Source organism: Massilia sp. ST3 (assembly GCF_018119405.1).
Taxonomy (GTDB): Bacteria; Pseudomonadota; Gammaproteobacteria; order Burkholderiales; family Burkholderiaceae_D; genus Telluria.
In genome coordinates, this window is the sequence record NZ_JAGPWC010000021.1 from 21,953 (window position 1) to 46,584 (window position 24,632).

The following is a 24,632-nucleotide window of genomic DNA, read 5'->3' on the forward strand; positions in this document are numbered from 1 at the left end:
ATCACAGGCCTCCACGGCGCGCGTCCAGCAGCCTGCGTACCGTTTGCATGGCGATCAACCCGCCGCCGAGCATGTAGGCGAGCGGCGTGCGTCCGGCGAAGACCGGATTGGTGTTGGGGAGGTGGATCCATTCGTCGGCGAGCTTGTCGCCGTAGAGGATATGCAGGGCCTTGTAGATGCCCAGCAAGTAGGAAATGCGGGTGATGCGGTCGACTTCGAGCACCCGGTCCGGGTTCTTTTTCCAGTCGTAGTACGAGGACGAGGACAGGCCGCCGAGCAGTTCGCGGGCATCGTCCTCACGCAGCTGCCAGGCCCCGGCCAGCTTGAAAAAGCCCTTCAGCGCCGAGCACGACAAGCGCTCGCGCTCGGCCTTCGAATTCAGGTCGACCAGCACGGCCGGCTCGAATCGGCTCTTGGGGTATGAATACGCTAGGCTCATGGTTCCTCCGGTTATGGATTCGTTATACTCCGTTTTTGGAGTATTTGCAACCGGTGGTTGTCAAGTGCGAGGTACCATGACAGAATTCTAAACTTGCCAAATCGAAAAGGATTTGTCCATGCGTCTACGTACGATTTCCCTGCTGGCCGGCTGCCTCATGCTGGCGGCCACGGCCAGCAGCGCAAGGGTGTCCCAAGAGGACCTCAAGAAACAGGTGGCGGACAGCGAACGCGCTTTCGCCGCGACCATGAAGGCACGCGACTTCGACGGTTTTACCCGCTTCGTGGCGGATGAGGCCATTTTCATGTCCGGTGAGGGCGCGCTGCGCGGCAAGCAGGCGGTGGCCCAGGGCTGGCGCAAGTACTACGACAAGCCCGAGGCGCCGTTCTCCTGGGAACCGGACGAGGTCGAGGTGGTGGAATCGGGGACGCTGGCCTACAGCGGCGGGCCGGTCTACGACCGCAGCGGCAAGAAGATCGGGCGCTTCAATTCGATCTGGCGGCTGGAAGCGCCGGGGAAGTGGAAGGTCGTGTTCGACCGGGGGTCGGATTTTTGTGAGTGCAAGAAGTAAGGTCTGCAAGCCTGCGCTGATTTTCTAGCCTCCACCCTTCGTGTCGTCATCCCGGCGAAGGCCGGGATCCAAGTTTGCTAGCGTATCGATGTCGCCTCGCGCCGGTGGGACGCGACGGACTTGGGTTCCGGCCTTCGCCGGAACGACGTGCATGAGCTAACTACTTCTCCAACCGATACCGCTGCTCCCGGTACAACAGCGACGGCAGCATCACATGCGCCATCGCCTGTTCCACCTGCGCCGGCGTCGGCGTCCCCGCATTGAAGTCCACCTTCCCGGTCGCCGCCTCGTACTTCGCCAGCAGCGGCGCCTGCCCAGGCCGCAGGATGGTAGCCGACGCATCCTCCAGCCACGCAAAATAATCGTTGAACTGGATCAGCGCCCGCCCTGGCGTCGTATCGTCGCGGGCGAAGTCGCGGCCGATCATCGGGTGCTCGCTCGACACCCCCAGCAAGGACAGCAGGGTCGGCCCCAGGTCCACCTGGCTGGCGATGGTGGCGATGCGCTTGGGCTGGATGTCCGCGCCCAGGATCAGCCCCGGGATGTGGAACTTCTTGATCGGCACCAGGCTGTTGCCGTAGACCCGGTTGTCGTGGTCGGCCACGATCAGGAACACCGTGTCCTTCCAATAATCCTGCTGCCTGGCAGCGCGGATGAATTTGCCAAGCGCGAAATCGGCGTACTTGACGGCGTTGTTGACGGTCTGCTTGCGCGGATCGTGCAGGGCGATCTTCCCATCCGGGAATTCGAAGGGCTCGTGATTCGACGAGCTGAAAATCAGGCTGAAGAAAGGCCTGCCCTGGTCATGCAGCTGCTTCAGGCGCTCGAGCGACTTGTCGAACAAGTCTTCGTCGGAGGCGCCCCAGCTGCCGACGAACTTTGGCTGCATCTGGGCCTGGTCGACCACGTTCTGGAAGCCGTTGCCGGTGAAGAAGCTGCGCATGTTGTCGAAGTGCGCTTCGCCGCCGTAGACGAATTCGGTGTGGTAGCCCTGCTTGCCCAGGCCCGCGGCCAGGGTGTAGAAATTCTGCTGGGCCAGCGACAGCTTGACCACGCTGCGCGCCGGGGTCGGCGCGAAGCCGGCGACCACGGCCTCGATGCCGCGCACCGAGCGGGTGCCGGTGGCGTACAGCTGCTCGAACCACCATCCTTCGCCCTTGAGCCGTTCGAGCTCCGGCGTGACCGGCAGGCCGCCCAGCGACTGCACGAAGGTCGCGCCCAGGCTTTCTTCCAGCACGATCACCAGGTTCAGGGGTTTGGCGCGCGGGACCGCGGCCACCTGGCGGTGCAGGGTCGGCAGCTCGGCGTTCGGGAAGCGGTAGTCCTTCAGCCAGGGAGCGGCCTTTACCTGGGCCAGGATGCGCTCGCGCGGCAGCTTGCCGTAGATCTCGGACGACTTGGCTTCCTTGCCCATCGCATTGATCGCGTCCAGCACCGACCAGGGCGAATTGACGATCAGCGAATTGACCATCGCATCCTTGGTCAGGGCGAACATCGCCGGATTGGCCGGACGGTGCGCGGTGGTGGAGCGGATCTGGAAGAACACGAGCAGCACGATCAGCGGCCAGGTGAGGAATAGCTTCTTCGCGGACCAGGGGCTGGCGTTGCGCGACGCCGCCTTGAGCAGGCGGAACAGGGTCACGCCCAGCACGATGGTGGCGCCCACGCCCAGCAGCAGGGCGATGCGGAAGCCATGCCACAAGGTGGCGAAGACCTCGCGCGGGTGCGCCAGGTATTCGATGAACAGGCGGTTCGGGCGCACGTCGTACTGCATGATGAACTGCGGCGTCGATACTTCCATGAACACCACGAACACCAGTCCAAGGGCCGCCCAGGCAACGGTGAGGATGCGCCAGGCGCGCGCGCTGGCGCGGTGGGCCAGCAGGGGCGCCAGCAGGAGCGGCGGGACGAACAGGTAGCCGAGCAGGATCAGGTCGGCGCGCACGCCCTGGACCAGCATCTGCCCGGCCACGCCGCCGGCCGCGACCCGCTCCCACTGCCAGGCCATCAGGCCCATGCGCGAGAGCGAGAGCAGCACCAGCCCGATCGCCAGCATCTGGACCAGGCTGACGTAGGGGCCGGACCAGCGGGTCAGGCGGGCCAGCCAGGCGGCGCTGGCCTTCAGGGGTTGCCGGCCGAAAGTCGGCCGGTTGAAGATGGCTTCAGGATCGATGCGCATCGGCGCCCCCGAACGGTCAAGGTAGTGGTTATGCGCCGGTTGCGCCGACGCCGGCGCTCAGGAGCCAGGACACGAGCAGCAGGAAGGCCAGCAGCATCGCGAACAGCGTGGTCACGCGGCGGCCCTCGACGGCGCCCGCGAACAGCGGCGTGCGCTGGTAGGCCACGCCGACGAAGTAGGCGCCGAACACGGTCGCCAGGTAGTGCACGGCGCCGAACATCTCGCCCAGTTCGCCCTTGCGCGGGTGGTCGATCAGCAGGTGCGACAGGATCACCAGCACCAGGTAGGGAACCGAGGCGGCCAGCGGCGGCAGGTAGAGGCCGAAGCGCTCGACGAAGGTCTTGACGCCGGGACGCGAACGCGCCAGCAGCGGCAGGATCAGGTTGTGGATCAAGCCGGTAATTACGATCAGCTTGAGGATGACGTTCTTGTGCAGGCTGCCGCTGCCGACCGCCAGGTTGTGCAGGTTGGTCTCGGCCTGGCGGTTATTCTGCAGGAAGAAGTCGGGCGACTGCACCTGCAGCACGCGCTGGAACCAGCTGATCTCTTCGACGGCGGCCAGGGCCACCAGCAGGCTCAGGCCGGCCAGGGCCAGGATCTCGAGGCGCCCCGAATCGGGTTGGCGCACGCGTTCGATCGTGACGAAGGCCAGCAGGCCGGCGATGACGGTAAAGCAGAGGAACTGCATCCATTCGACGATGCCGTCCTCGCCCAGCAGGCGCCACAGTTGCTTGGGATCCGGTCCGGACCAGGCCACGGCCAGGCCGAGCACGAACACGTTGACGGCGATCCCCATGGCGATGGCCGGATGCGCGAGCCAATTCCTCGTGCGGTTATTTGCTGCTGACTTTACCACTGACTTGCTCCTTGATGGTTGAATACGGGTCGATGCCGGCCACGCTCAGGACCGGCAGGTCGGCCGCCAGGCCCGGCGTGGGCTCCGGCTGGGTGTCGTGGGCGGCCGGCAGGCGGCGCAGGCGGCGCAGCGCGGCGGTGGCGAGGGCGACCAGGGCCCAGGCCCACAGGATCGGGTCGAGCACCGCGTCCCAGACGTTCCCGGTGGGCAAGCGCAGCAGCGAGAACAGCAGGAAGGCGCCCAGCAGCGGCAGCGCCTGGCGCCGGCTGCGGTCGCGGATGACGGCGGCGGCGCAGGCGGCGCTGGCCAACACGGCCAGGATCGGCACGCCGGTAGCGGAGAAGCCCGCATAATAATAGCCCTGCGAGATCAGGCCGAAGGCGTCCAGGTAGAGGGCGGCGCCGGCGATCGCCAGCGGGGCGGCCAGGCCGGGGGGCAGGGCGCAGATGGCGCGTAGCCCGCGCCGGCGGTCCAGCAGCTTGAGCAGGCAGCAGCTGGTGAGCAGGGCGCTCGGGTACTGGAAGGCCAGGCCCAGGGTCCAGGCCGGCGAGGCCTGGCCCGGCAGCAGGCAGGCGAGCGCCATCAGGCCGAGCGCGGCCAGCGGCAGCCGGCGGCTGTGGCGCCAGGCGCCGGGAACGAGGGCGATCAGGAGGGTGGCCAGGACGATGGCCCAGGCCAGCCGTCCGTACACCATCTGCCAGGTCAGGTCGGGCAAACTCATCAGATAGATTCTCCAGGCGCGATGCGGTAGCGATGGTGGGCGATGGACTGGCGCTGGTGGGTATAGGTGACGTGCAGCTCGTCGCCGACCTGCTGCATGGTCGGGTAGGAGAACTCGTCGCCGGCCGGGCCGCGCGCGACGTCGGCGACGGTGCGCCAGGCGTGGCTGTCGTTCGAGATCGACAGGCGCAAGGTGCTGCGCGAGGAGCCGCCCGCCTCGACATGGTTGTGCAGCATCAGGTACTGGCCACTGGTGAGGCGGATCACCGCCAGCGAAGTGCCGTGGTTCGGCAGGTCCAGGGCCGGCTGGTCCTCCCAGCTGCTGCCGCCGTCGCGGCTGGTGGCCTGCTGGACGCGCTGCTCGTCGCTGGCGTCGCGCATCCAGGCGCGCACTTCGGTGGCCGAGACCGGCACGATGGCCGGCTGCAGGGTCGTGGTGCGCTCGCCAATGCGGCCCAGCCAGGTGGGGTCGCCGGCGGCGTCGAAGGCCATCAGCATCGGGTACTTGATGCCGATTTCGAAATACAGCGGCAGCCACCAGCCGCCGTCGGCCATGCCGACCGGATTGGTGCGCACCAGGACACTGGTGTTGAACAAGGGCGACATCGGCAGCATGCGCCGTACCTGGAAGCTGGCGCCGTGGTCGGTCGAGACCATGTGGGCCACGCGCGAGGCGGCCCAGCCGCCCAGGCCGGTGGCCACGACATACAAATGGATGCGGCTGTCGCGGTCGGTCCAGGCCACCGGGTTGCCGATACGGCGCACGCCAAAGCCCAGGGCCTTGCCGAGCGAGGCGCGGCTGGCGACTTCCCAGGGGGCGCTCCAGCCGCCGTTGCGCCAGCGCGAGGCATAGACCTTGACGTCCGGGCCGCTTTCGCGGCTGCCGGCCCACCAGAAGGCCAGCATGCGGTCGCCCGGCAGGGTGGCCAGGGCGCTGGCATGGGCGGAAGGGACGCCGGCCGGCATCGGGATATGGGAGCGCGAGAGTTCGGTCAGCGCGACCCGGCCGGGCGACACGGCCTGGGGAATGCTGGGTGTGCTGGCGGAGCGGGTCCGGGAGGCCCAGCGCAGGCTTTCGGCGCCGGCAATGAGCAGGACGACCAGGGCGCAGCCGAGCACTGTCCAGTTGATGCGGCGCGACTGCGGGTTCTGGTGACGCTCCATACTCTTCCAGTAGCGGAAACCTTCCCAGGTAAGGGACGATGTCCGGACGTTCACGTTACCGGCGCCGCTAGACGGCAGCCTCGGCTGAGCTATTTCGGAGCGCTCCGGGGCGGGGTTGCCGCCAGTAGAGTTACCCGCGAAAAAAGCGATATCCTACAGGAAACTGAGAGCGCTGAACAACGCGGAGTTTGTAACAGGAACGCGGAAAATGACAGGCTGGCAAGGATAAGCGGCGTGAGCGCGTATACTCGTGCGAATTTCCCAACTTCCAGATGCTTTTTGTCGCCCATGCGCTACGTGATTTCCTTGGCAAGCCTTGCGGCCGGCCTGTTCCTCGCCGGGTGCGCCGGCATCAATCCGTACTACGACGACGCCAAGCCGCATCACCGGCGCGAGGGATTCGTGAACAACTATCCCTCGAATCCGGCCTACCGGCGCCCGCAGACCGGCTTCATCGAGGGCTGGGTGGCGCGGGTGAAGAACTGGGCCTCGGACGGGTCCGAACGCCTGCCGCTGGCGCCGATCCCGGTGCGCAAGCCGGACCTAGCCTTCATCCACGCGAACAAGGCGCAGCCGGCCCTGACCTGGATCGGCCACGCCAGCTTCCTGCTCCAGACCGGGGGCGGGCTGAACATCCTGACCGACCCGGTGTTCGAGGAGCGCGCCTCCCCGTTGTCCTTCGCCGGCCCCAAGCGCCACCAGCCCCCCGGCCTGGCCGTGGCCGAGCTGCCGCATGTCGATGCGATCCTGATCAGCCACTCGCACTACGACCACCTGTCGCAGGAGTCGCTGCGCAGCCTGTACCGGCAAGCGGGCGGGCCGCCGTTGCTGGTGGCGCCGCTGGGCGTGGATGTCTGGCTGGAAGAGAACGTGACGGACGGCGACCGCTCGCGCATCGTGCGCCTCGACTGGTGGGACAAGGTCGCGCTACGGGGCCACGAGATCCGCCTGCTGCCGGTGATGCACTGGTCCGCGCGCACGCCCTGGGACCGCAACGCCACCCTCTGGGGCGCCTATGCGGTGACGCGGCCGGGCTTCTCCTTCTTCTTCTCGGGCGACCTGGGCTACTCGCGCGACATCGCGGACATCGCGGCGCAGTATGCGGGCTTCGACCTGGCGGCGATCGGCATCGGCGCCTACCAGCCGGTGTGGTACCGCAATTCCCACGTCAGTCCGGACGAGGCGGTGCGGATCCACCGCGAGCTGAAGGTGAAGCGCAGCGTCGGCATGCACTGGGGGACCTTCCCGATGGGCCAGGAACGGCTCGACCAGGCGCCGCGCGACCTGGCCGTGGCGCGCAAGGCGCAGGGCGTGGCTGACGAGGACTTCTTCGTGATGGCGATCGGCGAGACCTACAAGCCGCGCCCCTAGGATTCCGGCGGCTTGTGCACCGGAATGTGCGCATGGGGAGGGATCTAGGGTCTGCCTGACTGAGCGCGGAGCCGACAAGATCCTTATTGGCGCGATTGGGTGGGGTGGACGCGGTGATAGGCAGAGGCTCCGCTCTCGTGCGGGATGATCTCGATGCAAACTATCGCCGCGTGGACGGCAAAGCCGTCCACCCTACGAAAAACTAACTGCGGCGCAGACTCAGTCAGATAGACCCTAGTGCTCAGCGTGGAGCGCGCAAGGTCAGCTTGAGCATCTCGCCCGGCTTCCACAAACGCATGCGCGGTCCCCAGCCGCCGGCCCCGCGGGTGACGATGACCTGCAGATCGCCGGCGCTGTGGGCGCCGTCCACGTAGGGAAAACGCTGCGCCACCAGGTAATTGAAGGGCCAGATCTGGCCGCCGTGCGTGTGCCCGGACAGCATCAGGCCAATGCCGCGCGCAGCGGCGCGCTCGATGACCGGGGCGGCGGGGATGTGGGCCATCAGGATGGTCGCGCCCTGTGCCGGCGCCGGATACAGGCGCTCCAGGCCCGAAAGAACCGTGCCTCCGCTGCGCAGGCGGCTGCCGATGTCGTCGATGCCCGCCAGAGTCAAGCCCGGCAGCAGTTCGACCCGCTGGTCGCGCAGCCAGTGCACGCCGCCGTCCGAGAACTCGGCGATGGTCGCGGCGGCGTTACCGTAGTATTCGTGGTTGCCGGTCACGGCCCAGACGCCGCGCGGGGCGCGGATGGCGCGCAGCACGCCCGCCAGGTGCGGATCGCTGGGCGGATCGCTTTCCACCTGGTCGCCCAGCAGCAGCACGGCGGCCGGATTCACCTCGTTGATCCGCGCGACCACCTTTTCCATCCAGTCGGCGCGGCGCTGCGCGCCCAGGTGGATGTCGCTCAGCGCCACCAGCACGGTGCCGTCGAGGGCGGGCGGAAGGCCGCGCAGCACGACTTCATGCTCGACCACCAGCGGCGTACGCACGCCCTGGTAGATCGCGAAGGCGCTGACCAGGATGCCGGCCAAGGCGGCGCCGGCGGTGAGCTTCCGCTTGTGCGGCCGCCACCAGAAACCGAAGCCGGTGGCGAGGTCCGCCAGCAGCAGGCAGGACGACATGAGGAACAGGATGCCGAGCCAGGTCATGGCGAACTGACCGGGCCACCAGCGCCAGTCCAGGGCTTCGTCGCCCAGGTGCACGCCGCCCAGGTAGACCAGCCAGAGCAGCAGGGCGCCGAGCGCCCAGCCACGCGGCCGGATGCGGGAACGGATCGCGTCGATGCGGTACAGGCGCGCGGCCACGTACAGGTGCATCAGCGAGCCGGCGATGTTGAGGACGATGTTGAACATCGCCTCAGGCGGGTTCCGCGTGCTCGACCAGCAGCTGGACCTTGGTCACGCCGTTGTATTCGTTGGCGTCCAGGCGGAAGGCCACGCGCGCCCGCTCCGGCAGGCCTTCGTTGTGGCCGAACCAGATGGCGTCGTAGCGGCGGCCGTTCTTTTCCAGCAGCAGCTTGAGGTGGCGCTCCTTCAGCACGCGCTGGCTGACCACGCGGAATTCGTCGCAGAACACCGGCGGCGCGAAGCCCTGGCCCCAGACCTGGCCGTCGCACAGCTCGATGAACTGGGTCGAATAGTATTCGTCCTCCAGCGGGCCGTCGGTCTCGATGATGCGTTCCAGCTGGGCTTCGGTGAGCCAGGCGCGGCCGACGGCCTCGAAGGCGTCGCAGAAATGCGGGAAGGCGTCGGCCCGGATCGACAGGCCGGCCGCCATCGCGTGCCCGCCGAACTTGTCGATCAGGCCGGGCACGCGCTTGGACACCAGGTCGAGGGCGTCGCGCAGGTGGAAGCCCGGGATCGAGCGCCCCGAGCCCTTGATCCAGCCGTCGCCGGCGGGCGCGAAAGTGATGGTCGGGCGGTAGAATTTCTCCTTCAGGCGCGAGGCGACGATGCCGATTACGCCCTGGTGCCAGCCTTCGTCGAACACGGCGATGGTGCTGGCGCCCGAGGGCTCGAAGCTGTCGAGGTGGAGCAGCGCGGTGTCCTGCATCTCGGCCTCGATCTCGCGCCGCTTCAGGTTGATCTCGTTGAGCTGCTGGGCGATGGCCCAGGCGCGGCCCTCGTCGTCGGTGACCAGGCATTCGATCCCGAGCGACATGTCCTCGAGCCGGCCGGCGGCGTTCAGGCGCGGGCCGAGGGCGAAGCCGAGGTCGAAGGGCGAGGCGCAGCGCGCTTCGCGTCCCGCGACGCGGAACAGGGCGGCCACGCCGGCATGCATGCGGCCCGCGCGCATGCGGCGGATGCCCTGGGCCACCAGGATGCGGTTGTTGGCGTCCAGCCGCACCACGTCGGCCACCGTGCCCAGCGCCACCAGGTCGAGCAGGCTGTCGAGCTTGGGCTGGGTCTGGGCGTCGAACACGCCGCGCCGGCGCAGCTCCGCGCGCAGGGCCAGCAGCACATAGAACACCACGCCCACGCCGGCCAGGTGCTTGCTGGGGAAGCCGCACTCCGGCTGGTTCGGGTTGACGATCACGCGCGCCGGCGGCAGGGCGTCGCCCGGCAGGTGGTGGTCGGTGACGACCACGTCGATGCCGCGTCCGTTCGCCTCCAGCACGCCGTCGATGCTGGCGATGCCGTTGTCGACCGTGATGATGATGTCGGGCGACTTCTCGCGTGCGGTGAGCGCCACGATTTCCGGGGTCAGGCCGTAGCCGTACTCGAAGCGGTTCGGCACGATGTAGTCCACTTGCGCGCCCATCGCGCGCAGGCCGCGCAGGGCGGTGGCGCAGGCGGTGGCGCCGTCGCAGTCGTAGTCGGCGACGATGGTCATCTTCTTGCCGCTTTGAATAGCGTCGGCCAGGAAAACGGCGGCGGCGTCGATGTGCTTCAGGCCGGCGGGCGGCGACAGCGCCGCCAGCTCGCTCGACAGCTCGCGCGGGTCTTCCAGTCCGCGCGCCGCGTAGATACGGGCCAGCACGGGGTGGACGCCGCCCTGGCGCAGCAGTTCCGAGGTGCGGAAGGGGCAGGGACGGGTGGCGATGCGGGTCTTGATGCTCAAGTCAGTCGTTCCAAAGTCGGGCGGCGCCAGAACTTGCGCTGGGCCATGCCGGTAGTCGTCGATTCAAGGAGGCCTTCGCGGCTGCTCAGGACCAGGCGCAGCTCGCGCACGCGGCCCTGGCGCAAGGCGGCCAGCAGGGGCGCGAACAGCTGTTCTTCCAGCTGCCGCATGCCCATGATCCAGCTGCCCCAGTCGGCGGCGATGGCCGATTCCGCCAGGCTGCCGGCCACGAGCAGGGTATTGTCCTCCAGCGCGCCATCGAGCTCGCCGAGCGAAGCCAGCTTGTGCGCGCCGAGCGCGGCCAGCCAGCCCGGCGCGGCGTAGGTCGCCAGCCTGGGCGCGGAAGCAGCGGAAGGACGGCCGGCGGCGCCCCACAGCCAGAAGGCGTTCACGGCGGGCAGGCGGCGCCCCTCGCGCGCGGCGTTGACCGGATGGCTGTGCCACTGCATCTGAACTTCGTTCTGCAGGCGGCGGTAGGCCCTGGCCTGCTCGCCCTTGGGCATGAAGTCGATCAGGTCCATGCCGACGGCCGTGTCCGGCGTGGCGGTGTCCAGCCCGGCCCAGTCGTCGGCGCGCAGGAACCAGGTCTGGGCGTCGCCGTAGACCAGCGGGTGGCCGGCGTCCTCGCACAGGGCGCGCGCGGCCTCGAACAGCGCGCGGCTGTCGTCCTCGCTCAGCGCCAGGTGGCGCAGGTCGGCCATCATCAGGTGGCTGCGCGCGATCTGGATGTGGGCCGGGTTGACGATGAACCAGGTGCCGTCGCCTGGCGCCAGGCCGAAGCCGCGCATGGCGGCGCCGGCGAACGCGGGCTGGCCGTCCGGACCCGCGCCGAGGGCGCGCGCCAGCCACTGCTCGTGCGGCAGGGCGCGCACCTCCTCGCTCACCGGCACCCGCCCATGGCGGGCGCTGCGCGTGAGCAGGGCGGCGAGGGCCGGGGTGTCCAGGTTGCGCACCAGGTCGGGGGCGAATTCGGGAAGCGGGAGTGCGTAAGGCAGGACAAGCGTGATGGAAGACATCCCTCTATTTTAGGCCAAACCGGGCCTGGACGAATACTGCGGCAGGCTTTTTCGGCCGGCCCTTGTTACCCCGGCAATCTGTATTTTTTAACAATTCATGCAAGGGAAGCGGTTTGTCTGGCAAACTGCGGGGTTGACGACCCTGAACCGGATTTCATGAGCACCACCCAGAAGCTTCCCTACGAATGGCAGATCGGCCTGCGCTATACCCGCGCCGGCAAGCGCAGCGGGCGCAACCGCTTCATTTCGTTCATCTCGATGGCCTCGGTGGCCGGCATCGCGCTCGGCGTCGCGGCCCTGATCGTGGTGCTGTCGGTGATGAACGGGTTCACCAAGGAAGTCACCAACCGCATGCTGTCCGTGCTGTCCCACGTCGAGGTCTACGACGCCCACGGCGCCATGACGGACTGGCGCAGGGCCAGCCGGGAAGCGCTGGAGAATCTCGAGGTGCGCGCCGTCGCGCCCTTCCTCGACGCCCAGGCCATGCTGCTGAGCGGCGACGTGATGAAGCCGGTGCTGCTGCGCGGCGTGCTGCCCCGGGAGGAAGCCAAGGTCTCGGACGTGACGCGCCAGGTCAAGCAGGGCAGTTTCGATGCGCTCCAGCCGGGCGCCTATAACATCGTGCTGGGCAGCGCCCTGGCCCGTGCGCTCGACGTGAAGGTGGGCGACCGCGTCACCTTGCTGCTGGGGTCCGGCGTGCCGGGCGCCTCGCAAGAGGCTTTGCCGCAGACCCGCGCCCTGGTGGTGGGCGGGATCTTCGAGGCCGGTCATTTCGAGTTCGATTCGGCGCTCGGCTTCATGCGCCTGGAAGACGCGGCCGGCGCGCTGAACGCGCCGGCGCCGAGCGGCATCCGCCTGCGCCTGGCCGACCTGCACCAGGCCCCGCGCGTGGCCGAGGAACTGCGCCAGTCGATGTCGGGCCAGCTGATCATGCGCGACTGGACCAAGGTCAACGCGATCTGGTTCGCCGCCGTCGAGTCGCAAAAGCGCATGATGTTCATCATCCTGACCATGATCGTCGCGGTGGCCGCCTTCAACCTGGTGTCGACCCTGGTGATGACGGTGCGCGACAAGCAGGCCGACATCGCCATCCTGCGCACCCTGGGCGCCTCGCCCGGCTCGGTCATGAAGATCTTCATGGTGCAGGGCACCCTGGTGGGCCTGCTGGGCGCCGCGCTGGGCGTGGCCGCCGGCGTGCTGGTGGCGGCCAACGTGGACGTGATCGTGTCCGGGATCGAGCACCTGTTCAAGGTGCGCTTCCTGTCGCAGGAGGTTTATCTGATCGACGAGATCCCGTCCGACCTGCGCTGGGAGGACGTGAGCTGGATCGCGGGCGTGGCGGTGCTGCTGTCCTTCCTGGCCACCATTTACCCGAGCTGGTCGGCATCGCGGGTGAAGCCGGCCGAGGCGCTGCGCTATGAGTGAGACCAGGGAAGTCTGCCGTAGGGTGGACGGGTCTCCCGTCCACGCGTTCAACGGCATCCGGCATGCTCGCGGCAGCTCGACGTCCGCCTATCACCGCGTGGACGGCGGAGCCGTCCACCCTACGATCCGAGGAAGCATCAGGAACACATGAGCATCATCCAGACACTGCCCTACGAATGGCTGGTCGGCCTGCGCTACACCCGCGCCGGCAAGCGCAGCGGCCGCGACAGCTTCATCTCCTTCATCTCGCTGATCTCCGTGACCGGCATCGCGCTCGGCGTGGCGGCCCTGATCATCGTGCTGTCGGTGATGAACGGCTTCCAGAAGGACGTCACCGACCGCATGCTGTCGGTGCTGGCCCACGTCGAGGTGTTCGGCCAGGACGGCGGCATGCCCAACTGGCGCGAAGCCGCCCTGCAGGCCGGCAAGCACCCGGCGGTGCGCGGCGCCGCGCCCTTCGTCGAGACCCAGGCCATGCTGCTGCGCGACGGCGCCATGCGCCCCTCGGCCATCCGCGGGGTGCTGCCGGGCGAAGAGGAAAAGGTGTCGGACGTGGCCCGCCAGATCGTGCAGGGCCGCTTCGAAGACCTCCAGCCGGGCCGGTTCAACATCGTGCTGGGCGACCTGCTGGCCCGCTCGCTGAACGTGGGCGTGGGCGACAAGCTGACCATGCTGCTGGCCCAGGCCCAGACCACCCCGGCCGGCATGTTGCCGCGCACCCGTTCGTTCACCGTCGTCGGCATTTTCAAGTCGGGCCACCCGGATTTCGACGCCTCGTTCTCCTTCGTGCACATCGAGGACGCCCAGCGCATGGAGCGCCTCGGCGCGCCCGCCGGCCTGCGCCTTCGCATAGCCCAGGTGCGCGATGCGCCCCAGGTGGCCGAGGAGCTCAAGGCGTATTTGCCGGCCGGCGTCGTGATGCGCGACTGGTCCAAGCTCAATGCCAACTGGTTTGCGGCGGTCCAGACCGAAAAGAAGATGATGTTCATCGTGCTGACCCTGATCATCGCGGTGGCCGCCTTCAACCTGGTCTCGAGCCTGGTAATGACGGTAACCGACAAGCAGGCCGACATCGCGATCCTGCGCACCTTGGGCGCCTCGCCGGCCTCGATCCAGAAGATCTTCATGATCCAGGGCGCCGTGATCGGCCTGCTCGGCACCGCCGCCGGCGTGCTGCTGGGCGTGCTGGTGGCCCTGAACATCGACGTCATCGTCCCCTTTATTGAAAACCTGCTGGGAGTGCAGTTCTTGCCGAAAGATATCTACCTGATCAGTACCGTGCCGTCCGATATGCGCTGGCCGGACGTGGCCCGCATCGGCGTGGTCTCGGTGCTGCTGGCCTTCGCCGCCACCCTCTACCCGAGCCGCTCCGCCGCGCGCGTGAAACCTGCGGAGGCGCTACGCTATGAATAATCACGGAGCACCGGTCCTGGCTTGCCGGGCCTTGGGCAAGACCTTCAAGCAGGGCGACTACACCGTGCAGGTGCTCGACGCCATCGACTTCGCCGTCCATCGCGGCGAGCGCGTGGCCATCGTTGGCGCCTCGGGCTCGGGCAAGTCGACCCTGCTGCACCTGCTGGGCGGGCTCGATACGCCCAGCACCGGCGCCGTGACCCTGCTGGGCGAGGACTTCGCCACGCTGTCGGAAGCGCGCCGCGGCGAACTGCGCAACACCTCGCTCGGCTTCGTCTACCAGTTCCACCACCTGCTGCCGGAATTCTCGGCGCTCGACAACGTCATGATGCCGCTCCTGATCCGGCGCGAGAAGCGCGACGGCGCCATGGCCAAGGCCCAGGCGATCCTCGAACGCGTGGGCCTGGGCAAGCGCGTGATCCACCGTCCGGGCGAGCTGTCCGGCGGCGAACGCCAGCGGGTGGCCCTGGCGCGCGCCCTCGTCACCCAGCCGGCCTGCGTGCTGGCCGACGAACCGACCGGCAACCTGGACCACAGCACGGCCCAGAACATCTTCGACCTGATGCTGGAACTCTCGCGCACCCTTGGCACCGCCTTCGTGATCGTCACCCACGACATGGAACTGGCGCGCCGCTGCGACCGCATGCTGCGCCTGACCGAGCACGGCCTGCAGCCGCTGGAAGCTTGATATGTGGATCGACACCCACTGCCACCTGGATGCACATGAATTCGGCGGCGCCGCCGTGGACATCGCGCGCCAGGCGGGGGAGGCAGGGGTGTCGATGATCGTGCTGGTGGCCGTCGACCGCGGCAATTTCGCCACTGTCGCCGGGCTCGCGGCAAGTATCCCGAATGCCTGCTATGCGCTGGGCATCCATCCGATCTTCGTGCCCCAGGCGGCGGACGAGGACCTGGCCGCGCTGCGCGCGGCGGTGGAAGCGTCGCTGGGGGATCCGCGCTTCGTGGGGGTGGGCGAGATCGGCCTGGATTTCTTCATTCCGATGCTGTGCGAACCGGACATGCGCGCCAAGCAGGAGCGTTTCTTCCGCGAGCAGCTGCGCATCGCGCGCGACTTCGGCCTGCCGGCCCTGATGCACGTGCGCCGCTCGCAGGACCAGGTGCTCAAGCACCTGCGCCAGATTATCCCGCCGGGCGGCATCGCGCACGCCTTCAACGGCAGCTTCCAGCAGGCGCAGAACTTCATCGACCTGGGTTTCCACCTGGGCTTTGGCGGCGCCATGACCTTCACCCGCGCGCTCCAGATCCGGCGCCTCGCGGCCGAGCTGCCGCTCGACGCGATCGTGCTCGAAACCGACGCGCCCGACATCGCGCCGGCCTGGATCCACCCGGGCCGCAACAGCCCCGGAGAGCTGCCGCGCATCGGCGCTACCCTGGCCGCATTGCGCGGCCTGGAAGAGGAGGAAATCCGGCTGGCAACCCACCGCAACGCCCTGGCGGCGATCCCCCGCCTGGAGTCGCTGCAGTCGCTTATTGCTGCTCTCTGATACCATCCGCCGACCAGGTCAATACAGGGAAGTTCAGCCTGTTACGCATGATCGCGAGCAAGCTCCGCCAGGTGCCCCTCTGTCAAGATGATGTCTTCGCTGCGACAGCGGCCATCCCCGACAGGAGACACACTTGGACAGCGCGAGCGAATTCCTGCGCATGCTGCAGCACGAGAAGTCGCTGACGACTGCCCACCGGCCTATCCGCCTGCGGCTCGGACATGCCGACCACCTTGCCGACGAAGTCCTGCTGCCGCAGCGCGTCAGCGGCAGCGAATCCGTGTGCGGCGGTCTGGAGTATGTGGTGACCTGCGTGGCGAGCACGCCGCGACTGCCACTCAAGGAACTCATCGCGCTGCCCGCCGAGGTGCAGCTGGTCACGGACCGCGGCCAGCTGCGCGGCGTGTGCGGCATCGTGGCGGAAGCGCGCGCCGGCGACTACGACGGCGGCCTCGCGGTCTACCAGCTGGTCATCCGCGACGCGCTGGCCATCATGGAAAAGCGCATCAACAGCCGCGTGTTCCGCTACCAGAGCGAACTCGACATCGTCCAGCTGCTGTTCGAGGAATGGAGCCAGTCGAATGGGGTGATGGCCAGCGCCTTCGACTACGAGCTCGATCCGCTGTTCGACCTGCGCCAGTTTCCGCCGCGCGAGCAGACCATGCAGCACAACGAATCCGACGCCGCCTTCGTGCGGCGCCTGCTGAAACGGCGCGGGGTCGCGTGGACCTTCCGGCCGGGCCGCTCGGGCAGGATGCGCCAGGGCCGGGATCAGGAAGATGGCCTGGACGCCGAGCGCGACGCCGTGCCGTCCCACACCCTGGTGCTGTTCGCCAATCCCAACTCGCTGCCGCGCAGCAGCGCGGGCAGCGTGCGCTACCACCGCAACGACGCCACCGAGGAGCGCGACAGCATCGATTCCTGGTGCGCCGCACGCCGCCTGCAGCCGGGCAGCACGACGCGCCACAGCTGGGACTACCGCAACCCGATCGGCACGCAATTGATGACCACCTCGGCGCGCAGCATGGCCGACCAGGGACGCAGCGGCAACGAGCTGGCGGCCAGCCTGGACGACTACGTGGTCGAGATCCCGCACGCCGGCAACGACGTCGAGGACCACTGGCGCCTGGGCCAGGTGCGCATGAACCGCCACGAATTCGAGACCAAGTGCTTCCACGGCGAGGGCTCGGTGCGCGACCTGCGCGCCGGCGAATACTTCACCTTGCTCGATCACCCCGAGATCGACACCCACCCGGCCGCCGAACGCGACTTCGTCGTGACGTCGCTGCGCATCGAGGCCGAGAGCAACCTTCCGGCCGACGTGGCGGCGCGGGTGCGCCGCCTGATGGGCCCCTACCTCGACGATGGCGGCGCCACCTTCGCCGGCCAGCGCGGCAACACCCTGGCCAGCCTGATGGCGGGCGCGCGGGTGCGCGTCAGCTTCGATGCGGTGCGGCGCGGCATTCCGCTGGTGCCGGCCTTCGACCCGCGCGCCGACCTGCCGCATCCGCAACTGCAAAGCGCGATCGTGACCGGTCCGCCGGGCGAGGAAGTGCATTGCGACGCCCTGGGGCGGGTCAAGATCCGCTTCCCCGGCATGCGCCCGCAAGACCACCGCCATGCGCACGGCGCCGGCGCCTCGGACACCCCGGCCGATTCGGCCTGGGTACGGGTCGCTTCGAACTGGGCGGGCGGCGGCCCGGGCAGCAAGCAGCAGGCGGGTACGCTCGGCCTGCCACGGGTGGGCAGCGAGGTGCTGGTTGCCTTCCTCGGCGGCGACCCGGACCGCCCGGTCATCCTGTCCCAGCTGTTCAACGGACGGTCCCGGCCGCCGGCATTGAGCCGCCTGGGCGAACTGCCGGGCAACCGCTACCTGTCCGGCATGCGCAGCCACGAAGTGGGCGGGACGCGCGGCGGCCAGCTGCTGTTCGACGACACGCCGGGCGAGATCGCGGTGCAGCTGGCCAGCGAGCATGGCGCATCCGAACTCAATCTCGGCTGGCTGGGCGCGCCGCGCGCCAACGGCCGGGGCGCGCCGCGCGGCGAGGGCGCCGAGCTGCGCAGCGACAAGGCGGTGGCGGTGCGCGGCGGCGAAGGCGTCCTCATCAGCGCCGGCGGCAAGCACGACGATGGCGGCGGCCAGCTCGAGCGCGGCGGCCTGGTCGGGATCGGCGAGGTGATGCAGGGTGTGCTGGAGGAGCTCGGCAAGCTGGCGGCGGAACACGGCGAATACGAACAGGCCAAGCCGCGCCTGGCCGAGCTGGTCGACAAGCTGCGCCGCTGGCACGAGGGCTCCAACGTCGCGCCGGCGACCGCCAAGGGGGGGCAGCCGGTGGCCGCCGTGACCGCGCCGGCCGGCGTCATGCTGGCCAGCGAGGACAACATCGCCCTCGGGGCCCAGAACAAGATCGACCTGGTGTCGGCCGGCGACACCGAAGTCGCGGCCGGGCGCAGCCTGTTCCTGCGCGCCGCGCGCGCGCTTAACCTTTTCGCCTACGAACTCGGCCTGCGGCTGATCGCGGGGCGGGGCAATATCGTGGTCCAGACCGACAAGGGCGACATCGAGATCAAGTCCTCAGGCCACCTGCGCCTGATCGCCGCCAAGGGCATCGAGCTCGAGGCGCCGGCGGTCAAGGTGGTGTCGCAGGGCGCCCAGACCGACTGGGACGGCGGCGCCATCACCCACCAGAGCAGCGGCAAGCACGTGGTCAAGTCCGGCGGCGTCGACTACCTGACCGGAGGCGGCGGCGCCCCGGTCGGGCTGAAGCTGCCGGAGACGGCGCTCGAGACCGACGAGCGGGTGGTCGTGATCGACCGCCAGACCAGCATGCCCGCCAAGGGCCGGCGCTACATCGCCCGCCACGAGGACGGCACCACCATCGAAGGCGTCACCGACGACGAGGGGCGCACCAGCATCCTGCACACCTATGCCATGGGCGACATCGAACTACGCCTGCTGCCCGATGACGACCCGGATGCCGACCCCAACCCTCCAGCAGCGGACCGGGCATGAACGAACCGACCCGCCCCATCCACCAGCCGAGAGTCGAAGCCGACGGCAGCCTGGTGGCGCATACCGTTGCCACGCCCACCGCCTTCAAGGTAAGGGCGCGCGTGACAGTGGGGTCGCGCAAGGTGATGCCCGTGATTTTCGTGCCGGGGATCATGGGGTCGAACCTGCGGGCGCGGAAGGATTTGAAACCTGAGCCTGGCGCCGTACTCAAGCCGGGGGAATCCGCATGGCGGCCGCCGAGCGGGCTGGTCGATTCCGCGAGCGAGGTTCGCAAATGGTCCAAGCGACCGCCAGCCCAGCGGCAGCGGATCCTCGATCCCTCCATCCTCGAGGTCGACCCTGATGGTGAACTCGCTTATTCGGCCTCGATGCTGGACGAGTCCGAGATGCGCGAGCGTGGCTGGGGCGAGGTGCACGCCGCCTCCTACGGCGGCGTCCTGATCGATCTGCAACGGCGCCTGGACAAGACCTACCGGCGAGGACCGAGCGGTGAACGGGAGGTCCGTCCGTACTGGAAACGCGTCATGCAAGTTGAACCGCAACGCTGGGGCGTCCGCAATATTCAAAGAGTGACGGAGGCGGAGCTGGAGAAGTATTCGGCCTATCAGTATCCCGTATATGCCTTCGGCTATAACTGGCTCGAATCCTGCGAGGTGTCGGGCCGGCGTTTGCGTGACAGGATTGACCAGATCAAGAAGTTCTGGACAGAGCGGAAGCACGAATGCCGCCACGTGATTATCGTGACCCATTCGATGGGTGGACTGGTAGCGCGCGCCTGCGCCCGACTGAGCCAGACAAAGCAAGGATCCGCTTCCGATATTGCTGGCATTATCCACGGCGTCATGCCAGCGCTGGGGGCGCCGGTTGCGTATCGGCGGATAGCTTGCGGCACCGAGGGCGGTCACTTCACGAACACCTTGGGGGACAACATCAAGGCGGATGCTTTCGCAATCATCGCGGGGAAATCAGCGGCGGAAACAACGCCGGTCATGGCATTTTCACCCGGCATACTGCAGTTGTTGCCAAATCAGCTCTACCCTAGACCCTGGTTACAGATCAAGACCGTTCGTACCGTCAACCGGAAGGACGAAGTACGCGATTTGCTCGCGCTCCCGGACGGCAACCCCTATGACTTCTATCGCGATATGAAGTCGTGGTACCGGATGATTGATCCGGCGTTGGCTGATCCTGCTCGGCGCTACCGGCAACAAAAAGGCGGTCTCGAAAAGAACATCACCGCTGCGATTGATGCCGCGGAGCGCTTTCACACGGAACTTCTGGTCGACGCCGCCACTGAGGAAAAGAGTCAGCCGTACTACCATCCTCACACGTATGCATTCTATGGCGCCGACAGTACGCTACGTACCTATGGACACATCAGGTGGGTAGCGCGCGAACCCGTCAGCGTTAGCACTGCACTCACACCGGCGAACATCCGATTGGCGCAGCATGTCAAGTCCGATCCAGACGGAACGCGCGAGGTTGAAATCGCGAATGGTCTCCGTCTCAGCTTTTCGGTCTGGCCACAGGATGCACATGGAGATGAAACGGTGCCTGTCCAGTCGGGGGCAGGACCGCAGCCGCATGTGCGTCAGATCTTCGCTCCAGGAGGTTTCCGGCATCAGGAAAGCTATCAGCACGACGACATGCTGCTGTTGACGCGGCATCTCATCGTGAAGATCGTGCAGGAAGTCAAATGATGCGGCTGGGGAGCCGACGGATGAAAGTCGTAGGGGCACTGGTGGCGTTGGGACTCACGCTGGTCTCGTTCCTGGCCAATTCAGTACAGACCGTGCAAGACCAGCGGAAGGCGGCGAACATGATGAGTAAGATGAAGACAGTTTGCGTAGGACGCTTCCTAATCGATATCCCGGCGCACGCTCCATTCAATATCGGTCGCGGATTCGTGAGCGGCTACGACATATCGACCTCCGTCCATGAAACCGACGAGGAATTTTCAGCGCGTCTCCGCCAGTTTGAGGCGGAAGTGTCCACCGCCCGTAACGAGAATGGCCGACCCAGTCTCGAATCAAGCAAGGTGCTTTCGCTTGAAGCAGGGCGCGGTAAGGTCTTCGTATTTAACCGGCGCCGTGCAAGAACGGTGAAAGACGATCGCATTGTGTCGATCGAGGATGTGAGCGTGCGTGGCATGCTCCGTTTCCCGGGTTTGAGCATCACAGCCAGCGCCGAGGGAATGGACTTCGCTAGCGGCGCCGAACTGGCCCGGTTGCTCGGACGTATCCGGCCGCTGGCGACGGAGGAAATTCCTGCGGAATCCGGCTTTTGCCTCGATCACGCGATCGTCCGCGATCCCTATCCGGACCCTGAAGGCGAGAGTGTCGTCATGTTCGCTGGCTTCCCGGACCATCCCGACGTCAATATCGTCCTCTCCACGATGGCCGGTACCGCGCCCGCGCCCGGCCTGTTGGCGCGCAATGCGGCTGCGGCGGAGCGGGAACCGCTTTTCATGCGCCTGGCCTTTACGAACCTTCGGGAGCGCCCGCGTACGATCAATGGCCTGCCGGGTGAAGAATTGCTGTTACGGATACGCGAGACTAACTTCACGACGGGGTATGACTTCCAATGGGAAATGGCGGGAAAGGAGGACGACTTCCTTGCGCCTTTGCTGACACTGGAACTGGGAGCGGGAACCAACCCGGTCAGCGGAGGCAAACCTGTCCAGTCGTCGCTGTCCGAGGAGGTCTTGCTGGAACTGTGGGAGCGTATGTCGAGCAGCATTCGGATACGCCCTAGCGCGTCCGCCAAGCTTGCCCAGTCGGCGCCTTCGCCGGTCGCGCTTGGCACAAGTACGCTCGCAGGCGAGATTTGTCCGGAGACAGGGTGGTGGCAGTGTGGCGACGGGGGCGATGGGGTCGGCGTACTTGGCGGTGAACGTCAGTTCCTTAAAAAGGGACAGCGCATGCCGCAGGCACTGCTGCTTCCGCCGGCGACCTTGTGGCAGCGGCTGCGCGGCATGCAGCCCAGCTACGAAACCCGCAATCCCACATTGTGGACACTCGCAGACAAGCGAAGCAGCGCTCGCATCCCGCCTCCAGCCGGGCTTGCGAACGCATTGCCTGGCATGGATGGGGGCGTCGTGCCGGCCGCAGCGACACCTGGCGCCAGCATCGAGGCGCCCATCGGCAGCGTCGCGAAGACCGGCGCAGCGTGTCCGGCAAGCGGCTGGTGGCGCTGCCAAGACAGTCATGCACTCGATGGGACCCGCTGGTTCGCCGCGGGCAGCGTGCTGCCGGCGGCGACATTCCGCGCCCAGGTGCATGGCCGCGGGGCGGGTCATCCTGAGCTGATCCATCGCCGTAGCGCCTGGCAACTGGTCCGTCTTGCGGAATCAGGTAGCGAAGCGCATGGCTCCAGCGCAGGATCCGGGTCGCCGGGCTTGCGTGCATCAGGATCATCCTAGGCAGGAATGTGGTTCCATGGGCAGCACCGGGAAAGCAGCAAGGAGTCGGCCCGATCGCTGCTGATGTACCCGGGCCGGGGTACCTGTAACGAGGACGTTGTGCGAGTACCAGCTGATGCGCACTGCCATTCTTGCATTCCTGGGGGGAGCCTGGTTCCTGCAGACCAGGCCGGCCTTGCCGGACACAGTCGGCCTCCTGATCTGCCTGCTGGTCGCCGCAGCCGCGACCGTCGCCCTGCGCGGCGTATATCGGCACGTCCTTGTCGGCAGCCTGCTGGGTTTCCTGTGGGCGGCATCGATGGCGCAGCTCGCGCTGTCCGAGGGCCTGAACACATCCGACGAGGGCCGCGACCTGGCCATCGTCGGCACCATCGACAGCCTCCCGCACCGCTTCGACGGCGGCGTGCGTTTCCAGTTCCGGATCGAGCAGGTCGAGACGCACGGGGTGCCGCTGCCCTGGCGCGTGGCCCTGTCCTGGTACGGCCAGCAGGCAGCCGACCCGCGCCTGGTGCAACCCGGCGAGCGCTGGCGCCTGCTCGTACGCCTCCAGCGCCCCCACGGCAACGCAAACCCGCATGGCTTCGACCACGAAGCGTGGCTGCTGGAGCAGGGCATACGCGCCACCGGCTACGTCCGTCCGGCGGGACGGGGCAACCGCCGCGTCGACGCGTGGGTTCCGAGCGCGCGCAGCCTGGTGGAGCGTACCCGGGCCCGGCTGCGCGACCGGATTACCGGCGCCCTGGCGGACAAGCCCTACGCCGGCGTGATCGTCGCCCTGGTGATCGGCGACCAGCGCGGCATCGCCCAGTCCGACTGGGACGTGTTCAACCGCACCGGCATCAGCCACCTGGTCTCGATCTCCGGCCTGCACATCACGATGCTGGCCGGCCTGGCGGCATGGACGGCGTCCTTCCTGTGGCGGCGCTCCTTCTTCACCACCGCCCAGTTGCCGCTGGTCTTGCCCGCCCAGAAAGTCGCCGCCCTGGCCGGCGCCGCGGTGGCGCTGCTCTATGTGCTGCTGGCCGGTTTCGGGGTCCCCGCGCAGCGCACCTTCACCATGCTGGCCGTCGTCGCCCTCGCACTCTGGCTGGGGCGGATCACCTCGGCCTCCCATGTCCTGTGCCTGGCGCTCGGGGTGGTGCTGATGTTCGACCCCTGGGCGATGCTGTGGCCCGGCTTCTGGCTCTCGTACGGCGCGGTGGCGGCCATCCTGTACGCCAGTGTCGGCCGCGTCGGGCGGCCCCAGCAGGGGTGGCGCGGCAGCCTGCTGGCGGCCGCGCGCACCCAATGGGCAGTCACGGTGGGCCTGGTGCCGCTCACCCTGCTGCTGTTCGGGCAGGTGTCGCTGGTCAGCCCGCTCGCCAATGCCCTGGCGATCCCGGTGATCAGCCTGTTCGTGACCCCGCTCGCGCTGCTCGGCAGCGTGCTGCCGGCGCCGCTGGCGGGCGCGGTACTGAGCGCCGCGCACGCCGCCGTCGAGCTGCTGGCCGCCATCCTGGGCTGGCTGGCCGCGCCGCAGCTGGCGGTATGGAGCGCACCCGCTCCCGCGCCCTGGATCCTGGCGCTGGCGCTCCTTGGCACCGCGTGGCTGCTGGCGCCGCGCGGCTGGCCGCATCGCTGGGCGGGCCTGGCCGCATGGAGCCCGCTGCTGGCCCAGCTGCCCTCGGCGCCGCCGCCGAACGAGTTCAGCGTCACCGCCTTCGACGTCGGCCAGGGCATGGCGCTGCTGGTCGAGACGCAGCGCCATCGGCTGCTCTACGATACCGGCCCCCAGTACGCGCCCGGCGCCAACGGCGCCACACGGGTGATCCTGCCCTACCTGCGCGCGCGCGGGATCGCACGGCTCGATGCGCTGGTGGTCTCGCACGGCGACCTCGATCACTCGGGCGGCGCCGCCGACCTGCTGTCCACGCTGCCGGTAGCAGAGGTCCTGTCCTCGCTGCCGCCTTCGCATCCGGCGCTGCGCGCAGCAGCCCGCCATGCGCGCTGCGGCGCCGGCCAGGGGTGGCGCTGGGATGGCGTCCTGTTCGAGATGCTGGGGCCCGACCCCGCCAGCTACGCCGATCCCGCGCTCAAGGCCAATGCGTGCAGCTGCGTGCTGCGCATCAGTGCGGGGGACAGGGCGATCCTGCTGGCGGCCGATATCGAAGCGGCCCAGGAAAGCGAGCTGCTGCGCCGCGTTCCGCAGGGCCTGCACGCCGACGTCCTGCTCGCGCCGCACCACGGCAGCGGCACCTCGTCGACCACCGCCTTCCTGGAAGCGGTCGGGCCGAGCGTGGGCCTGTTCCAGGTCGGCTACCGCAACCGCTACCGGCATCCCAAGAAAGAGGTCTATGCCCGCTATGGCGAACTGGGCATCCGCCGCCTGCGCACCGACGAATCGGGCGCGGTGAGCCTGCATTTCGGCCGGAGGCTGGAGGTCAGCGAACAGCGCCGGACGGCTGCGCGCTACTGGCACGGCCGCTAGGCGCCGGCCAGGC

At 67.9% G+C, this 24,632-nt stretch carries 18 protein-coding genes; 10 read left to right on the forward strand and 8 right to left on the reverse strand.

Annotated elements, in window-relative coordinates; genetic code table 11:
• Position 1: 1 nt before the first annotated feature.
• Positions 2-439: an MbcA/ParS/Xre antitoxin family protein gene (locus tag KBW98_RS09490; RefSeq protein WP_211519883.1), complete on the reverse strand. Its 438-nt coding sequence runs from the start codon at positions 437-439 to the stop codon at positions 2-4.
• Positions 440-557: 118 nt separating this feature from the next.
• On the opposite strand from KBW98_RS09490, the gene KBW98_RS09495 reads away from it, so the two are divergent.
• On the forward strand, positions 558-1,010 hold the full coding sequence (locus KBW98_RS09495) for a DUF4440 domain-containing protein (RefSeq protein WP_211519884.1): 453 nt from the start codon (positions 558-560) through the stop codon (positions 1,008-1,010).
• Between the two features lie 160 nt (positions 1,011-1,170).
• On the opposite strand, the gene KBW98_RS09500 is transcribed toward KBW98_RS09495, so the two are convergent.
• The 4 genes from KBW98_RS09500 to KBW98_RS09515 are packed head-to-tail and all read right to left on the reverse strand — an operon-like array spanning position 1,171 to position 5,929.
• Entirely contained in the window at positions 1,171-3,189 is a 2,019-nt protein-coding gene (locus tag KBW98_RS09500) for an LTA synthase family protein (RefSeq protein WP_229429086.1), read from the reverse strand.
• Between the two features lie 28 nt (positions 3,190-3,217).
• Positions 3,218-3,985 (reverse strand): hypothetical protein, encoded by a 768-nt coding sequence (locus KBW98_RS09505; RefSeq protein ID WP_229429087.1) that lies wholly within the window; start codon positions 3,983-3,985, stop codon positions 3,218-3,220.
• 37 nt (positions 3,986-4,022) lie between these two features.
• Positions 4,023-4,766: a hypothetical protein gene (locus tag KBW98_RS09510; RefSeq protein ID WP_211519885.1), complete on the reverse strand. Its 744-nt coding sequence runs from the start codon at positions 4,764-4,766 to the stop codon at positions 4,023-4,025.
• On the reverse strand, positions 4,766-5,929 hold the full coding sequence (locus KBW98_RS09515; RefSeq protein ID WP_211519886.1) for an exo-alpha-sialidase: 1,164 nt from the start codon (positions 5,927-5,929) through the stop codon (positions 4,766-4,768). The genes KBW98_RS09510 and KBW98_RS09515 overlap by 1 nt, the downstream gene beginning before the upstream one ends.
• Before the next feature lie 297 nt (positions 5,930-6,226).
• Here KBW98_RS09515 and KBW98_RS09520 point away from each other — a divergent pair, with 297 nt between their 5' ends.
• Positions 6,227-7,300, forward strand: coding sequence for an MBL fold metallo-hydrolase (locus KBW98_RS09520; RefSeq protein ID WP_373888923.1), 1,074 nt, complete (start codon positions 6,227-6,229; stop codon positions 7,298-7,300).
• Between the two features lie 241 nt (positions 7,301-7,541).
• Here KBW98_RS09520 and KBW98_RS09525 read toward each other — a convergent pair whose 3' ends face one another.
• Genes KBW98_RS09525 through KBW98_RS09535 form a run of 3 tightly spaced genes read right to left on the reverse strand, consistent with a single transcriptional unit; the run spans position 7,542 to position 11,375 of the window.
• Complete coding sequence (locus KBW98_RS09525; protein WP_211519888.1) at positions 7,542-8,651, reverse strand: metallophosphoesterase; 1,110 nt, start codon at positions 8,649-8,651, stop codon at positions 7,542-7,544.
• Positions 8,652-8,655: 4 nt separating this feature from the next.
• On the reverse strand, positions 8,656-10,359 hold the full coding sequence (gene recJ, locus KBW98_RS09530) for a single-stranded-DNA-specific exonuclease RecJ (RefSeq protein ID WP_211519889.1): 1,704 nt from the start codon (positions 10,357-10,359) through the stop codon (positions 8,656-8,658).
• The gene (locus tag KBW98_RS09535; RefSeq protein WP_211519890.1) at positions 10,356-11,375 is read right to left on the reverse strand and encodes a hypothetical protein; all 1,020 of its coding nucleotides are present in this window, start codon (positions 11,373-11,375) and stop codon (positions 10,356-10,358) included. Before KBW98_RS09535 ends, recJ begins: the two co-directional genes overlap by 4 nt.
• Before the next feature lie 156 nt (positions 11,376-11,531).
• Here KBW98_RS09535 and KBW98_RS09540 point away from each other — a divergent pair, with 156 nt between their 5' ends.
• The 8 genes from KBW98_RS09540 to KBW98_RS09575 all read left to right on the forward strand — a co-directional run bounded on the left by KBW98_RS09540 (position 11,532) and on the right by KBW98_RS09575 (position 24,619).
• Entirely contained in the window at positions 11,532-12,800 is a 1,269-nt protein-coding gene (locus tag KBW98_RS09540) for a lipoprotein-releasing ABC transporter permease subunit (RefSeq protein WP_211519891.1), read from the forward strand.
• Between the two features lie 147 nt (positions 12,801-12,947).
• Positions 12,948-14,213 (forward strand): lipoprotein-releasing ABC transporter permease subunit, encoded by a 1,266-nt coding sequence (locus KBW98_RS09545; protein WP_211519892.1) that lies wholly within the window; start codon positions 12,948-12,950, stop codon positions 14,211-14,213.
• Positions 14,206-14,901, forward strand: coding sequence for a lipoprotein-releasing ABC transporter ATP-binding protein LolD (gene lolD / locus KBW98_RS09550; protein WP_211519893.1), 696 nt, complete (start codon positions 14,206-14,208; stop codon positions 14,899-14,901). Before KBW98_RS09545 ends, lolD begins: the two co-directional genes overlap by 8 nt.
• A gap of 1 nt (position 14,902) precedes the next feature.
• Positions 14,903-15,718 (forward strand): TatD family hydrolase, encoded by an 816-nt coding sequence (locus KBW98_RS09555; RefSeq protein ID WP_211519894.1) that lies wholly within the window; start codon positions 14,903-14,905, stop codon positions 15,716-15,718.
• A 133-nt stretch (positions 15,719-15,851) separates the two neighbouring features.
• The gene (locus tag KBW98_RS09560; protein ID WP_211519895.1) at positions 15,852-18,731 is read left to right on the forward strand and encodes a type VI secretion system Vgr family protein; all 2,880 of its coding nucleotides are present in this window, start codon (positions 15,852-15,854) and stop codon (positions 18,729-18,731) included.
• Entirely contained in the window at positions 18,728-20,431 is a 1,704-nt protein-coding gene (locus KBW98_RS09565; RefSeq protein WP_211519896.1) for a triacylglycerol lipase, read from the forward strand. The genes KBW98_RS09560 and KBW98_RS09565 overlap by 4 nt, the downstream gene beginning before the upstream one ends.
• Positions 20,432-20,451: 20 nt before the next feature.
• Entirely contained in the window at positions 20,452-22,152 is a 1,701-nt protein-coding gene (locus tag KBW98_RS09570) for a T6SS immunity protein Tli4 family protein (protein WP_211519897.1), read from the forward strand.
• Between the two features lie 115 nt (positions 22,153-22,267).
• Positions 22,268-24,619 carry a DNA internalization-related competence protein ComEC/Rec2 gene (locus tag KBW98_RS09575; RefSeq protein ID WP_211519898.1) on the forward strand — a complete coding sequence of 784 codons (2,352 nt, stop codon included), beginning with the start codon at positions 22,268-22,270 and terminating at the stop codon, positions 24,617-24,619.
• The last annotated feature ends 13 nt before the right edge of the window (positions 24,620-24,632 follow it).

Bases quoted from the DNA above. Each gene is read 5' to 3' on its own strand.
- KBW98_RS09490 (WP_211519883.1), bottom strand. From the start codon at position 439: ATGAGCCTAGCGTATTCATACCCCAAGAGCCGATTCGAGCCGGCCGTG.
- KBW98_RS09495 (WP_211519884.1), top strand. From the start codon at position 558: ATGCGTCTACGTACGATTTCCCTGCTGGCCGGCTGCCTCATGCTGGCG.
- KBW98_RS09500 (WP_229429086.1), bottom strand. From the start codon at position 3,189: ATGCGCATCGATCCTGAAGCCATCTTCAACCGGCCGACTTTCGGCCGG.
- KBW98_RS09505 (WP_229429087.1), bottom strand. From the start codon at position 3,985: ATGGGGATCGCCGTCAACGTGTTCGTGCTCGGCCTGGCCGTGGCCTGG.
- KBW98_RS09510 (WP_211519885.1), bottom strand. From the start codon at position 4,766: ATGAGTTTGCCCGACCTGACCTGGCAGATGGTGTACGGACGGCTGGCC.
- KBW98_RS09515 (WP_211519886.1), bottom strand. From the start codon at position 5,929: ATGGAGCGTCACCAGAACCCGCAGTCGCGCCGCATCAACTGGACAGTG.
- KBW98_RS09525 (WP_211519888.1), bottom strand. From the start codon at position 8,651: ATGTTCAACATCGTCCTCAACATCGCCGGCTCGCTGATGCACCTGTAC.
- KBW98_RS09535 (WP_211519890.1), bottom strand. From the start codon at position 11,375: ATGTCTTCCATCACGCTTGTCCTGCCTTACGCACTCCCGCTTCCCGAA.
- KBW98_RS09540 (WP_211519891.1), top strand. From the start codon at position 11,532: ATGAGCACCACCCAGAAGCTTCCCTACGAATGGCAGATCGGCCTGCGC.
- KBW98_RS09545 (WP_211519892.1), top strand. From the start codon at position 12,948: ATGAGCATCATCCAGACACTGCCCTACGAATGGCTGGTCGGCCTGCGC.
- lolD (WP_211519893.1), top strand. From the start codon at position 14,206: ATGAATAATCACGGAGCACCGGTCCTGGCTTGCCGGGCCTTGGGCAAG.
- KBW98_RS09555 (WP_211519894.1), top strand. From the start codon at position 14,903: ATGTGGATCGACACCCACTGCCACCTGGATGCACATGAATTCGGCGGC.
- KBW98_RS09565 (WP_211519896.1), top strand. From the start codon at position 18,728: ATGAACGAACCGACCCGCCCCATCCACCAGCCGAGAGTCGAAGCCGAC.
- KBW98_RS09570 (WP_211519897.1), top strand. From the start codon at position 20,452: ATGAAAGTCGTAGGGGCACTGGTGGCGTTGGGACTCACGCTGGTCTCG.
- KBW98_RS09575 (WP_211519898.1), top strand. From the start codon at position 22,268: ATGCGCACTGCCATTCTTGCATTCCTGGGGGGAGCCTGGTTCCTGCAG.